At 68.1% G+C, this 12,440-nt stretch carries 13 protein-coding genes and 1 pseudogene; 9 read left to right on the top strand and 5 right to left on the bottom strand.

The features are described from left to right. The first annotated feature begins 3 nt into the window (after window positions 1-3). The 7 genes and pseudogenes from FFS52_RS09270 to FFS52_RS09240 all read left to right on the top strand — a co-directional run. Window positions 4-1,041: a 2Fe-2S iron-sulfur cluster-binding protein gene (locus FFS52_RS09270; protein WP_068970808.1), complete on the top strand. Its 1,038-nt coding sequence runs from the start codon at window positions 4-6 to the stop codon at window positions 1,039-1,041. A gap of 27 nt (window positions 1,042-1,068) precedes the next feature. Next, entirely contained in the window at window positions 1,069-1,380 is a 312-nt protein-coding gene (locus tag FFS52_RS09265; protein ID WP_068970809.1) for an EthD family reductase, read from the top strand. A 1-nt stretch (window position 1,381) separates the two neighbouring features. Further along, entirely contained in the window at window positions 1,382-2,203 is an 822-nt protein-coding gene (locus FFS52_RS09260) for an IclR family transcriptional regulator (protein WP_068970810.1), read from the top strand. A gap of 43 nt (window positions 2,204-2,246) precedes the next feature. Continuing rightward, on the top strand, window positions 2,247-3,041 hold the full coding sequence (locus FFS52_RS09255) for a fumarylacetoacetate hydrolase family protein (protein WP_068970811.1): 795 nt from the start codon (window positions 2,247-2,249) through the stop codon (window positions 3,039-3,041). A gap of 32 nt (window positions 3,042-3,073) precedes the next feature. Beyond that, a complete protein-coding gene (locus tag FFS52_RS09250; RefSeq protein WP_137809483.1) occupies window positions 3,074-3,871 on the top strand; it encodes a fumarylacetoacetate hydrolase family protein in 798 nt (265 codons plus the stop codon). 1 nt (window position 3,872) lies between these two features. Then, entirely contained in the window at window positions 3,873-4,079 is a 207-nt protein-coding gene (locus tag FFS52_RS09245; protein WP_068970812.1) for a tautomerase family protein, read from the top strand. A 223-nt stretch (window positions 4,080-4,302) separates the two neighbouring features. Then, window positions 4,303-5,036 (top strand): annotated as a pseudogene (locus FFS52_RS09240) (DUF222 domain-containing protein); the annotation flags it as partial. A gap of 93 nt (window positions 5,037-5,129) precedes the next feature. Here FFS52_RS09240 and FFS52_RS09235 read toward each other — a convergent pair. The 5 genes from FFS52_RS09235 to FFS52_RS09215 are packed head-to-tail and all read right to left on the bottom strand — an operon-like array spanning window position 5,130 to window position 9,787. Beyond that, on the bottom strand, window positions 5,130-5,543 hold the full coding sequence (locus FFS52_RS09235; RefSeq protein ID WP_137809482.1) for a tautomerase family protein: 414 nt from the start codon (window positions 5,541-5,543) through the stop codon (window positions 5,130-5,132). A 42-nt stretch (window positions 5,544-5,585) separates the two neighbouring features. Continuing rightward, window positions 5,586-6,338 carry an SDR family oxidoreductase gene (locus tag FFS52_RS09230; RefSeq protein ID WP_078113759.1) on the bottom strand — a complete coding sequence of 251 codons (753 nt, stop codon included), beginning with the start codon at window positions 6,336-6,338 and terminating at the stop codon, window positions 5,586-5,588. Between the two features lie 5 nt (window positions 6,339-6,343). Continuing rightward, on the bottom strand, window positions 6,344-7,837 hold the full coding sequence (locus tag FFS52_RS09225; protein WP_137809481.1) for an aldehyde dehydrogenase: 1,494 nt from the start codon (window positions 7,835-7,837) through the stop codon (window positions 6,344-6,346). Between the two features lie 4 nt (window positions 7,838-7,841). Next, window positions 7,842-8,897 (bottom strand): 4-hydroxy-2-oxovalerate aldolase, encoded by a 1,056-nt coding sequence (gene dmpG, locus FFS52_RS09220; RefSeq protein WP_137809480.1) that lies wholly within the window; start codon window positions 8,895-8,897, stop codon window positions 7,842-7,844. Next, window positions 8,894-9,787 carry an acetaldehyde dehydrogenase (acetylating) gene (locus tag FFS52_RS09215; protein WP_137809479.1) on the bottom strand — a complete coding sequence of 298 codons (894 nt, stop codon included), beginning with the start codon at window positions 9,785-9,787 and terminating at the stop codon, window positions 8,894-8,896. Before FFS52_RS09215 ends, dmpG begins: the two co-directional genes overlap by 4 nt. A gap of 245 nt (window positions 9,788-10,032) precedes the next feature. Between FFS52_RS09215 and FFS52_RS09210 the strand changes: the two genes are divergently transcribed. Both FFS52_RS09210 and FFS52_RS09205 read left to right on the top strand, forming a co-directional pair. Next, window positions 10,033-11,121, top strand: coding sequence for a VOC family protein (locus FFS52_RS09210; protein ID WP_137809478.1), 1,089 nt, complete (start codon window positions 10,033-10,035; stop codon window positions 11,119-11,121). Window positions 11,122-11,157: 36 nt separating this feature from the next. Continuing rightward, complete coding sequence (locus FFS52_RS09205) at window positions 11,158-12,423, top strand: acyl-CoA dehydrogenase family protein (protein WP_137809477.1); 1,266 nt, start codon at window positions 11,158-11,160, stop codon at window positions 12,421-12,423. Window positions 12,424-12,440 lie beyond the last annotated feature (17 nt).

Here is a 12,440-nt window from a genome sequence, read left to right as displayed (position 1 = left end):
GGCGTGACCACCACACATCGTGTTCGTGTCCAGGGTTCGGACACGCCGCTCGAGGTCGCCGCCGATCAATCGGTTCTCGATGCGGTTCTGCGCGCGGGGGAATGGCTGCCGCACTCCTGCACGCAGGGGACCTGCGGTACCTGCAAGCTCCGAGTACTCGACGGCGAAGTGGCGCACAATGACTCACCCGACTACACGCTGACACCTGCCGAACGGTGTGCCGGGCTGGCGCTGGGTTGCATGGCCACCCCGTGCTCGGACCTGGTCGTCGAACCGCTGGGCGCCGCGGTCGACGATGGAACGCCCCGACATCCCCTGCGCGATCACGACGGCACCGTCGTCGTCCTGGACGACATCGCCACCGATACGCGCCGACTCGTCGTCGAACTGGACGAGCCGATGTCGTTCAACGCCGGCCAGTATGCGGAGCTGGTGATTCCCGGTACCGGTGTGGGGCGCCAGTACTCGATGGCCAACCCGCCGTCGGAGTCGAAGCTCCTGGAGTTCCACGTCAAGCGCACCGTCGGTGGAAGAGCAACGGAGGGTTGGATCTTCGGTTCGCTGACGGTGGGGGAGCGGGTAGAACTCCGCGGACCGCTCGGCCAGTTCCACCTCGTCCGCGAGCAGGCCGAGCCGGCGATCCTCATCGGCGGCGGTACCGGACTCGCCCCCCTGAAGTCCATCGCCCGCCACGTGCTGGACCACGGCCTGGTACCCGAGCTGTACCTGTACCACGGTGGCCGACGACGCGACGACCTCTACGACGTCGAGTTCTTCCGCGAACTCGAGGCCGGGTACAGCAACTTCCACTACCGGCCGGTCCTCAGCGAGGAGCAGTGGGACGGCGCCACCGGGATGGTCACCGACGTCGTCGTCGAGGACTTCCGGAGCTGTAAAGGGCTGAGCGCCTATCTCTGTGGCCCGCCGGCCATGATCGAGGCCGGCGTCCGGGCGCTGAAACGTCGCCGGATGGCGCCCCGTCTCATCTTCCGAGAGGAATTCACCGTGGCGGCCCCCGTGGCGACCACCGCGGCATCGTGACATCTCGATCGATCCGAAAGGCAAGTCATGTACCGACTCACCGTGATCTACGGACATCCGCTCGACCCGGAGGCCTTCGACCGGCACTACGAGAACGAGCATGCTGAACTGGTCCGCCGTATCCCCGGACTGCGCCGGTTCGCCGCGGGCAAGTGCGACTCCCTCGACGGCACCGAGCCCGCCTCGTACTCTGTGGCCGAGCTGTACTTCGACTCGAAAGACGCCCTTGCCCAGGCCCTCGGATCGCCTGAGGGGCAGGCCGCGGCCGGCGATGTCGCCAACTTCGCCACCGGTGGGGCGACCATGCTGTTCAGCGACGAGTCGATGGTGGGTCCCTGAGATGGCCGCGCTGCAGACCGTCCAGAAGATCGGCCCGGTCCTGGATCTGTTCACCGTCGAACGTCCGGAGTGGGGTGTTTCGGAGGTCGCGGGTGAGCTCGGCGTCCCCCGGTCGAGCGCGCACGCGCTGCTGGCCTCACTGGTCGACATCGGCCTGCTCCAGTGCCGCGCCCGCGGCCGCTATCGCATCGGCTGGCGGGTCGTCGAGCTGAACCAGGCGTTGCAGGGCACGGTCGACGTCAAATCCTGTGCCGCAACGGCTTTGCAGGCGCTGTCGGAGAAGTTCGGCGAGACAACCCATCTCGCGGTCATGGAACGCTACCGGGTGATATACGTCGACAAGGTGCTCGGCAATCACGTCATCAACGTATCCGGCGCCCGGATCGGCGCCCAACTCGACGCGCACTGCAGCGCGGTCGGCAAAGTACTCCTCGCGCACTGCGACCCGGCTCAGCTGGCCCGCAACGTGACCGACAAGCAGCTCCGGCGGTACACGTCGTCGACCGTCACGGACCCAGACGAACTGGCGGCCGAACTGAAGGGTGTGCTGCGCCGGGGTTGCGCCTTCGACCTGGCCGAAGCCGTTCCCGACGTGCACTGCGTCGCGGCTCCGATCCGCGACGAGATGGGGGTGGTCGTGGCGGCGATGTCGATCACCGCGCCCGCGACCAGATTCGTCCCGGCACAACACGAATTCCGGCGTGCGGTCATCGCGGCCGCCGCCGACGCGTCCCGCGCGCTGAGCACCTCGTCCGGCGACGAGTCCACGCCCATCCGGCTGCCCGAGCGCGAGGTCTCCGTCCTGCACGCGGTGGCGGGATGACCCCGCGATCGCCGTTCCTCAGCCCAGAAAGATCGTGCCTTCCATGACCGACCATGCCGACCTCGTGCGCGACGCCGCCGATGCGCTGCTCGACGCCTATCGAGACCACGCCCCGATCGAACCCCTGGCCGCGCGGTTCGCGGACCATCCACTGTCGACCGCCTATGAGATCGCCCTCGCCCAGGTCCAGGACTGGGAGAAGCAGGGTGACGTGGTGAAAGGGCACAAGGTGGGGCTGGCCTCCCGTGCCATCCAACGGCAGATGGGTGTCGACCAGCCGGACTTCGGGCACCTCACGGCGAGCATGTTCCATCTCGAGAACGCCCCGATCCCGGCGGGCACCTTCATCCAGCCGCGCATCGAGCCAGAGGTCGCCTTCGTCCTCGCCAAACCGCTTCGCGGGCCGGGGGTCACGGTCGCAGAGGCCACCGCGGCCGTCGACTTCGTGCTCCCCGCACTCGAGATCGTGGACTCGCGCATCCGCGACTGGCAGATCGGCATCTTCGACACCATCGCCGACAATGCGTCGTCGGGCGGGGTGATCCTGGGCGGACGGCCGGTGCCGCTCGTCGACGTCGACCTGCGGATGGCCGGCTGCAACCTGCATGTGAACGGCGAACTCGTCGACACCGGCGCCGGTGGTGCGGTGCTGGGATCCCCGATCAACGCGCTGGTCTGGCTGGCGAACACGGTCGGGCCGCTGGGTGTCACCCTCGAACCAGGCCACGTGGTCCTGCCCGGTTCGATGACCGCGGCCGTGCCGGTCGCGCCGGGGGACACCGTGGTCGCCACCATCGCCGGACTCGGCAGCGTCACCGCGGTGCTGGCCGGCGCGTGAGTGCTCGTGTCCTCGAACCATCAGGAGAAGATGTGACAGACAATGGAATCGACGATTGGAGTGCGGTTCGTGTCGCCGGCACGCTGCTCGCCGCCGAACACTCGCGGACGGCGCGGACCTCGATCCACCACGAGTGGCCGGGCCTGACACTCGACGTAGCCTATGCCGCTCAGGACATCGCGCTCGCCGATCGGCGCTCGCGCGGAGAGACCGTGACCGGGATCAAGCTGGGCCTGACCTCGCGGGCCAAGCAGAAACAGATGGGCGTCGACGAACCGTCGGTCGCCTGGCTCACCGACGCGATGGTGCTGCCCGCCGGTCTGCCGGTTCCGCGTGAGCGACTCATCCATCCGCGCGCCGAGCCGGAGATCGCTTTCGTGCTCGGGCGGCCCCTCACCGGTCCCGGTGTCACCGCGGCCACAGCACTCGCCGCGGTCGACCATGCGATGGCCGCGATCGAGATCATCGACAGTCGCTACTCGGGGTTCAAGTTCACCCTCGCGGATGCGGTGGCCGACAACAACTCCTCCGGCGTCTACGTGACGGGTCCGGTCATCCGAGATGTCGCGAACGTGGACTTCGGACTCGAGGCGTGCCTTCTGGAGATCGATGGCGACATCGTCGCCACCGCGACGGGCTCGGCGGTGCTCGGACATCCTGCCGAGGCACTGGCGTTCGCGGCCAACACCTTCGGCGCGCGGGGCGTCACCCTGGAGGCAGGGTGGGTCGTCCTCACCGGCGGCATGACGGACGCTGTGCCGGTCGAGCCGGGTAGCCGGGTCGCGGCACACTTCACCACGCTCGGCTCGATCACGATCGCGGGAGGGTGAGATGCCGTTCATCGATGTGACCATCGCCCAGGGGCGTTCACCCGACGAGGTGCGCGCGCTGATGCGCGAACTGACGGCAGCCGCCCACCGTGCGATCGGCGCGCCGATCGCGAACATCCGAGTATGCGTCCGCGAGGTCCCGACCACCCACTGGTCGGCGGGCGACGTCACCGTTGCCGAACGTCAGGCGGCGAACACGGAATCGTGAGGCGCGGGAGGAGCTGCTCGCTACTGTCCACGGGAACTGCAAGACACTGGTCCCTGATTCGAAAAGGCCGCTATACCTGCAGTCCGGCCGGTGACCGGCAGACTTCAACTCGACCGATGGACTTCGATTGAAGTCTAGGAGTCGAGTTGAAGTCTGTTTGGTCACGGGGCGTGTCAGCTCTGCTCCCTGGCCGTCCGGGTAGCCGACGTCGATCCCGAGAGTGTTGCCCGCTGATGATGCGTCGTTGAACACGGTGCACATGCGGGTGACCGAGCAGGGCAGAGTCGCGATCGCCGCGGACGTGACCGCGGTGATCGGGGAGAAGTTCCTGTCGATGATCGACGAACGATCCTGCCCGCGGCCGGAACCCGACGGCGCCGAGGATCGTCGCAGTGTCGGAGAACGCCGCGCCGACGGTTTGGAACTATTGCCGGATCAGGCGGCGGTCGGTGCGGCGATGACCACCGCTGGCGCGCTTCGCACCCAGGTGCTGGTGACCATCCCGGCCGACAACACCGATCCGGCGCGGTTGCCGTGGGTCGGTGCGGTCACGGCGTCGACGGCACGACGACTGTCCTGCGACGGTGGGGTGGCCGAGATCGTGCTCGACACCGAGGGCGTGCCGTTGCGGAAGGGCACCACGAATCGGCTGTTCCCACACCACTTACGTCGAGCGATCATCGTTCGCGTTATGTGCTGTGTGAAATGCGTTGCCCCCGCGGCGCATACGCAGGTCCACCATCTCGTCCATAGGGCTGATGGTGGTCCGACTGATCTGGACAACGGGTGCTTGCTGTGTCAGCGCTGCCATACCCAGGTCATCACCATGGCTGGGAGGTGGTGATGGGTCCTGATCGGCATCCGTGGCTGATCCCGCCGGCCGACATCGACCCCCGACGGTTACCCCGGCCTGCCTACAACCGCCGCACCATGCGACTCGACGACGCCCTCGTGTAGTCGCCAACCCTAGAACCACCGCGCCCAGACTCTCCGGCGTCGACTCCGGCGCCACACGACCTTTGACAACTCCACAGGGTGGATGTGTCGGGCTCAGCGAGCCGCGCGGAGTGCGATCTCCGACGCCCGGACATCACTCGCCGGCACGCCGCCGATGCCCCAGTTCTCCGGCGCCACCTCGACGATCTGTCCGCGGACGCCCGATCGTTCAACGTCCAGATGCTCGACGACGAGATCGGTGAACGCGGCCAGGAGGTCCGAACGCTGCTGCGCCGGACGGCCTGCGAGCACGATCGCGGTGAAGTACGGCGCGATCGTGCCGCCGTCTGCGACGAGCTGTCCGCCGACGGCGAGGTCGGCGGGGTCGTACTGCACGACGAAAGCGCGTACCCGCTCGATCGGTGAGTCGAGGATGCGGGAGTAGGTCCCGCTCGCGTCGGTCAGCAGAGCGGCGCGCTGCTCGGTGGACGCGGTGCCCGCGGGGATGTGAAAGTGTGCAACCGGCATGTCGGCTCCGATCGGAAGTGCCCGTGTCCGTGGGGGATCGGGCTACTGGATGCCGTGGCGAGTTCCGCCGTCGGCGTTGAGGACGCTGCCGTGCAGCACGGCGGCCTGGGGCTCGAGCAACATCTCGACGAGCCAGGCGATCTCGTCCAGTGTGGGCAGGCGACCCAGCGTGGTCTTGGCCGTGTACCTGTCCCAGATCTCCTGCGGCGCGGCACCGGTCTCACGCGATTCGGTGTCGACGAAGGCGCGGAGCCGAGGGGTGTCGATGGGCCCGGGCGCGATGGTGTGCACGGTGACACCCCGGGGTCCATAGAGTGCCGAGATCTGTCGCATCAGATTGAACAACGCGGCATTGGCGGTACCCGGTCCCGCGTCGAGGGGCCCCGGTTCGAGTCCGAGTGAACCCGCGACCGCGACGAACCGCGAGCCGTCGGCGAGATGGTCGCGGACTGCTCGCAGCAACCGGACGGTGCCGGCCACCTTGATGTTGGCCGCGGTGGCCAGCAGCGATGGCTCGATCGCGTCCGCGGAGCCGCGCACCGGGAGACCGGCCGCGAACACCGCGAGTCGTACGGGCCCGTCGAGGCAGGATCGGATCGCGTCCACGGACCAGTCCTCGGCGATGTCGGCCGCGCACGGGATGATCAGCTCGTCTGTTGCCGCGAGCTGTTCGAGTTCCTCGGCACGGCGCCCCACCGCGAGAACCCGCATCCCGCGTGCCACCAGGCGTCGTGTGAACACGGTCCCCATCGCGCCGGTCGCGCCGACGACCACACATGTCTCGGTTGTGGACACGGGTCCTACTTCCGGATGCGCAGGGTCACCGCACGGGGTTCGGTGAAGAACTCGCGTGAGTACTGGCCACCCTCACGGCCCAGGCCGCTGATGCCCTCACCGCCGAAGGGCAGCCGGAGATCGCGTTCGAAGAAGGTGTTGATCCAGACCGTGCCGGCCTTCCAGCGCGCGGCCATCCGATGCGCCCGGTCGAGATTCTGCGTGAAGAGGATACCCGCCAAGCCGTAAGGGGAGTCGTTGGTGATGCGCAGCGCCTCCTCTTCGGTGTCGAAGCCCAGAACCGTCTCGACAGGACCGAAGATCTCCTCACGTGCCGTACGGGAGTCGTTGGTCAGGCCGGTGATGACGGTCGGCGGATAGTAGAAGCCGCCCGCCCGATCGGAGTCGGTGAGTCGTTCGCCGCCGGTGATGATCTTGCCGCCTTCATCCTGCGCGAGTTCGACGTAGCTGTGCACCTTGTCGAGGTGCCGCTGCTCGACGAGCGGCCCCATGAACGTCGTCGGGTCCTTCGGGTCCCCGACCACGAGCTTCCGCGCCTCCTCGACGAAGCGCTCGACGAATTCCTCCCGGATCGAATTCTGCACCAGCAGTCGCGAACCCGACAGGCAGACCTGTCCGTTGCCGCCGAAGATGGCCCGCAGCGACATGGGTACGGCGACGTCGAGATCGGCGTCGGCGAACACGATGTTGGCCGACTTGCCACCCATCTCGGCCGAGACAGGCGTGTGGTTCGCGGCGGCCGCCTGCAGGATCTTCACGCCCGTGGCACTCGATCCGGTGAAGGTGATGCGGTCGACGCGCGGATCGGAGGTCAGCGGTCCGGCGACGGCCTCACCACCGAAGCCGTGGACGACGTTGAGCACCCCGGGCGGCAGACCCGCCGCGAGCGCGATCTGCGCGAAACGGTTGGCGGTCAACGGTGTCTGCGGTGCCGGTTTGAGGACCACGGTGTTGCCGAAGGCAAGTGCGGGCGCGATCTTCCATGTCGCCAGCATCAGCGGCGCGTTCCACGGACTGATCGCGGACACGACCCCGGCGGGCGGGTAGAGGACGTAGGAGAGCAGATCGCCGTCCGGGTAGGCCTCGTTCGCGGCCATCGAGACGTAATCGGCGAAGAAGCGCAGGTTGTGGGCCACCCGCGGGATCTCGGCATGCAGCGACTGCGTGATCGTCTTGCCGCCGTCGCGGGTCTCGAGCTGCGCCAGCTCTTCTCGGTGGTCGTCGACTGCGTCGGCGACCGCATGCAGGATCGCCGCGCGTTCCTTGGGTGACATCTGCGGCCACGGCCCGTCGTCGAAAGCGGTGCGGGCAGAGTCGATCGCCGCGACGCCGTCGTCGACGGTGCCGCGCGCCACCCGGGCGAGCAGCGCGCCGTCGTGCGGGTCGCGCGACTCGAACGTCGCGCCGTCCGAGGCCGTCCGCCACTCGTTCCCGATGAGGTGGCGAACCTCGGCAGTACCGCTCTGATCGGTGTTTTTCAGATGGCTGGAAAGAGTCATTTCCTCACACCTCCGCCGCGACCGGCGTCTCGTAGGTGCGGCCCGCCAATTCGGAGGCCACATCGATGATCATGTCTTCCTGGCCGCCGATGACGCCGCGACGGCCGAGTTCGAGCAGGATGTCCCGGGCGGGGACGCCGAACTTCTTCGCGGCGCGCTTGGTGGGGTGGAAGAACGTGGAATACACACCCGCGTAGCCGAGCACGAGCGCGGTCTCGTCGACGATCTGCGGCTCGGTCATCAGTGGGGCCACGACGTTCTCGGCGGTGTCGATGAGCGGGAACAGCTCGACGCCGGTGTCCCAGCCCGCGCGTTCGAATGCGGCGGCGAGGACTTCGGTCTGGGCATTGCCGGCACTGGCGCCGAGCCCCCGTAGCGAGCCGTCGATGTAGGTGGCACCGTTCTCGGCGGCGGTGAGCGCGTTGGCGATCCCGACACCGAGGTTGTTGTGGGCGTGGAAACCGATGTCCGCCGAGATTGCCCCACGCAGTGCCGCGACCCGCTCGCCGGCTTGCTGCGGGACGAGCGCACCCGCGGAGTCGACCACGTACACCACGTCGGCGCCGTAGGAGTCGAACTTCGCGGCCTGCTCGGCGAGTGCATCGGGTTCGAGTTTGTGGCTCATCATCAGGAAGGTCATCACGGTGAGCCCGTTCTCCTTCGCCCACTCGACGGGCTGCTGCCCGCAGTCCGCCTCGGTGCAGTGGACGGCGACGCGGACGGTCGAGATGCCGGCGTCCACCGCCGCCCGCAGTTCGTTCAGCGTCGCGATACCCGGCACGTAGAGGGCGGCGATGTCGGCGTTGTCCACCGCGTCGACGGCGGCGCGCACATATTCTGGGTCGGTGGCCGCGGCGAAGCCGTACTGGACCGACGACGCACCGAGTCCGATGCCGTGTGCCACTTCGATGGTCGGGACGCCGGCCCGGTCGAGGCCGGCAGCGATCGCTGCGACATCAGTCGTGGTGAATCGGTGCGACACACTCGACATCCCGTCGCGCAGCGTCGTGTCGACGAGGGTGACCGATCGTGGTCGGCGGGTTGTGGACTGACGTGTCATCGCAGTGCTCCTGTCTGGAGTGTCGCTGTTCCGGCCTTCTCCTGCGCCATCACCTCGGCCACCTGCACGGCGGCGGCGGTGATGATGTCGAGATTGCCTGCGTACGTGGGTAAGAAGTCGCCCGCGCCGACGACCTCGAGCATCACGGTCACGAGATCGCCGTCGGTGTCGACGAGCTTGAGTGTGTAGCCGGGGACGTAGCGCTGGACCTCGGCGACCATGTCGACCACGGCGCGTTCGATGGCGCCGGCATCCGGGTTGCGGACTTTCGCATACACCGTGTCGCGCATGTTCATCGGCGGCTCGGCCGGGTTGATCACCGAGATCGCCTTGGCCCGGTCGGCTCCCGCGACCTGGGCCAGGGCGCGACCCGTCTTCTCGCTGAACTCGCTCAAATTCTGCCGGGTCCCCGGCCCCGCACTCGCCGACGCGATGGCCGCGACGATCTCACCGTAACTGGCGTCGGCCGCCTGGTTGATCGCGTAGAGGATCGGGATGGTCGCCTGCCCGGCGCAGCTCACCATGTTCACGTTGGGCGCGTTCACGTGTTCGCGGAGGTTGACCGCTGGGACGACGTAGGGGCCGACCGACGCGGGCGTCAGGTCGATCGCGGTGATCCCCGCGTCGGCGTAGCGGGGTGCGACAGCGGCGTGGACTTTGGCCGACGTGGCCTCGAAGACGAGATCGGGCGGCGTCGCCTGTTGCAGCAGCCAGTCCACACCCGCTGCCGACGCCTCGAGCCCCTCGTCACGTGCCCGTCGCAAACCCTCACTGGTGGAATCGATCCCGACCATGTAGACCGGTTCGACGTACTCGGACCGCAGCAGCTTGTACATCAGGTCCGTCCCGATGTTGCCCGATCCCACAATGGCGGCGGTCAACCGGCTCATCGCATGTCTCCTTAGCTGTTGGCGCACGTCCGTCTCGGTTTCCCCGGGCGTGCTCGATACCGAACGTAGGAGCCGGGTGCGGTCCGCGGGGTGCTGGGACGGACAGTCCGAACGCGGACTGCTTCGGCAGCACCGTTGTCCGGATATCCCGAACGGCGGTGACGGCAGTCACACCTCGTCGCCATGCTGAGGGTCATCGCCAGCAGCCACCGAGATCCGGTGGCGCACGACCCACAGGAGAACCGATGACCGAGAACGCCGCACGCTTCGATGTCGCGCACCTCGCCCGTGCCGAACTGTTGACCCCGAAGCCGCAGGAGACCCTCGACTTCTTCACCCGATTCCTGGGCATGTACGTCACCCGGCGCGAGGGCCAGTCCGTCTACCTCCGGGCGTACGAGGACCCTTATCCCTGGAGTCTGAAGATCACCGAGGCCGCCGAGCCCGGGATGGGTCATGCCGGCCTGCGGACCAGCTCGCCGGAGGCGCTCGAACGGCGCGCCGCCTCACTTCAGGGTGCGAACATCGAGACCTCCTGGCACGAAGACGAATTCGGCTACGGCAAGACCCTGGCGTACAAAACCGCCGACGGTCACGACTTCTCGCTGCTCTGGGAGGCCGAGAAGTACGTCGCGCCACCGGAACTGCAGAGCAAGATCCTCACCCGGCCGTCGAAGAAGCCGTTGCAGGGCATCCCGGTCAAGCGCATCGACCACCTCAACCTGATGGCCTCGGACGTCACCGCGGTCAAGACCGAGTTCGAACGCCACCTCGGGTTCCGCACCACCGAGCGCGTCGTCGACGGTGATGTCGAGATCGGCGCCTGGATGAGCTCGAACATCCTCGGCCACGAGGTCGCCTGCATGCGCGACATGACCGGCGGGCGCGGCAAACTGCATCACCTCGCCTTCTACTACGGCACGGGTCAGCACAACATCGACGCCGTGGAGATGTTCCGCGAGTACGACATCCGCATCGAGGCCGGACCGGACCGGCACGGGATCACCCAGGGCCAGTTCCTCTACGTGTTCGAACCCGGTGGCAACCGCATCGAGTTGTTCGGCGAGTCCGGATACCTGCATCTCGACCCGTCCGCCGAGACGAAGACCTGGCAGATGTCCGACATCGACACCGGTCTGGCGGTCGGCGGTGCGAAGCTGCCCTGGGAGACCTACTTCACCTACGGCACCCCCAATCCGCTCCCGCTCGACGAGCACATCACCGCCTTCGCCGACTTCGGACCGGGCGGGCCCGCGCCGGAGGCCGAGGCGGTCGTCGAACTCGTGCCCGACGAGATCGAGCAGTCCCGGGCCGTGGCGAATGCGCCGGTCTGAGCCGACTCGCGCATTCCGACGCGATCAGGAGAACCCTTGACTGTCATCGACATCGCCGCGGTGTCGTCGTCCGACGACGTGCCCGACCAGCCGCCGCGGATAGCCGACACCCTCTACCACGACCTCGTGTCACCCGACGAGGTCGCCGAGGTCCGCCGCCGGGTTCGCGAGGTCGCGCTCCGCGACGTCGCCCCGGTGGCCGATCGGATCGCGCGCGGCGACGAGCGACTCGACGGCTTCCCGCGCGATGTGTTCGATCGGCTGGCCGCGGCGGGGATCTACCGCATCCCCTTCGCGGCCGACGTCGGCGGCGACGGACTGGCCCACCCGGCGACCGCCACGGCCACCGCCGTCGAGGAGTTGGCGTACTTCTCGAACAGCGTCGCTGCGATCTTCGACGTCCACTGCATCCTCGCGGGCAACGCGGTCAATCAGGGTACGCCGGAGCAGCGTCGCCGGTGGCTTGCTCCGGTCGTCGCCGGCGAGATCGTGGGCGCGTTCGCCACCAGCGAGCCGGCCGCGTCGAGTGATCTCTCGCCCGAGGCGGTCCGGACCGTGGCGCGCCGCCGCGGCGACGGGTGGGTGCTGAACGGACGCAAGCGTTGGATCACCAATTCCGTCGTCGCCGCGTTCGTCGTGGTGCTTGCGCGCACCGGTGATCGGCTCTCGACATTCATCGTCCCGACCGACACCCCGGGCGTCCGGGTGGGCACGCCCGACCGCAAGCTCGGGAACAAGGGGCAGATCACGGCCGACGTCCACCTCGACGACGTGCAGCTAGGACCGGAGGCCCTGCTCGGGACCGAGGGCGGCGGGCTGAAGGTCGCATTGCAGACGCTGACCTACGGGCGCATCGGCATCGCGGCCGCGGGCGTCGGTATGGCGCAGGCCGCCTTCGACCGCACCGCGTCGCACCTCAGCACCCGGGTCGCGTTCGGCGCACCGCTCGCGGCCCGTCAGCACTGGCAGTTCCTCATGGCCGACCGCGCGACCGAGATCGCGGTCTCACGTGACCTGTACATCAAGGCCGCGATGCGGCTCGACGCCGGCACGCGCTTCCCCGAACCGGAGGCCGCGATGGCCAAGCTGCGCGGCACCGAGGTCGCGGTCCAGATGGCCCGCGACGCGGTCCAAGCGTTCGGCGGCTTCGGATTCACGCAAGAGCTCGGCGACGACGACTCGTCGGGTCCGGTCGAGGCCCTGTACCGGGACAGCAAGATCGGGGAGATCTACGAGGGTGCCAGCGAGGTACAGCGGTGGGTGCTCGCGCGGCAGATCTTCGGTCGCGACGTCGTGGGCTGAGCAGCGCGCGTCACGCC

The organism is Gordonia sp. ALPHA1B1, assembly GCF_005502615.1.
In the GTDB taxonomy this organism is placed as follows: domain Bacteria; phylum Actinomycetota; class Actinomycetes; order Mycobacteriales; family Mycobacteriaceae; genus Gordonia; species Gordonia hongkongensis.
The sequence above is the reverse complement of the archived record's forward strand: the minus strand, read 5'-3'. Positions and strand labels throughout refer to the sequence as shown.

Excerpts from the sequence above, each read along its gene's own strand:
- FFS52_RS09265 (WP_068970809.1), top strand. The coding sequence starts at position 1,069 with ATGTACCGACTCACCGTGATCTACGGACATCCGCTCGACCCGGAGGCC.
- FFS52_RS09260 (WP_068970810.1), top strand. The coding sequence starts at position 1,382 with ATGGCCGCGCTGCAGACCGTCCAGAAGATCGGCCCGGTCCTGGATCTG.
- FFS52_RS09255 (WP_068970811.1), top strand. The coding sequence starts at position 2,247 with ATGACCGACCATGCCGACCTCGTGCGCGACGCCGCCGATGCGCTGCTC.
- FFS52_RS09245 (WP_068970812.1), top strand. The coding sequence starts at position 3,873 with ATGCCGTTCATCGATGTGACCATCGCCCAGGGGCGTTCACCCGACGAG.
- FFS52_RS09235 (WP_137809482.1), bottom strand. The coding sequence starts at position 5,543 with ATGCCGGTTGCACACTTTCACATCCCCGCGGGCACCGCGTCCACCGAG.
- FFS52_RS09225 (WP_137809481.1), bottom strand. The coding sequence starts at position 7,837 with ATGACTCTTTCCAGCCATCTGAAAAACACCGATCAGAGCGGTACTGCC.
- dmpG (WP_137809480.1), bottom strand. The coding sequence starts at position 8,897 with ATGACACGTCAGTCCACAACCCGCCGACCACGATCGGTCACCCTCGTC.
- FFS52_RS09215 (WP_137809479.1), bottom strand. The coding sequence starts at position 9,787 with ATGAGCCGGTTGACCGCCGCCATTGTGGGATCGGGCAACATCGGGACG.
- FFS52_RS09210 (WP_137809478.1), top strand. The coding sequence starts at position 10,033 with ATGACCGAGAACGCCGCACGCTTCGATGTCGCGCACCTCGCCCGTGCC.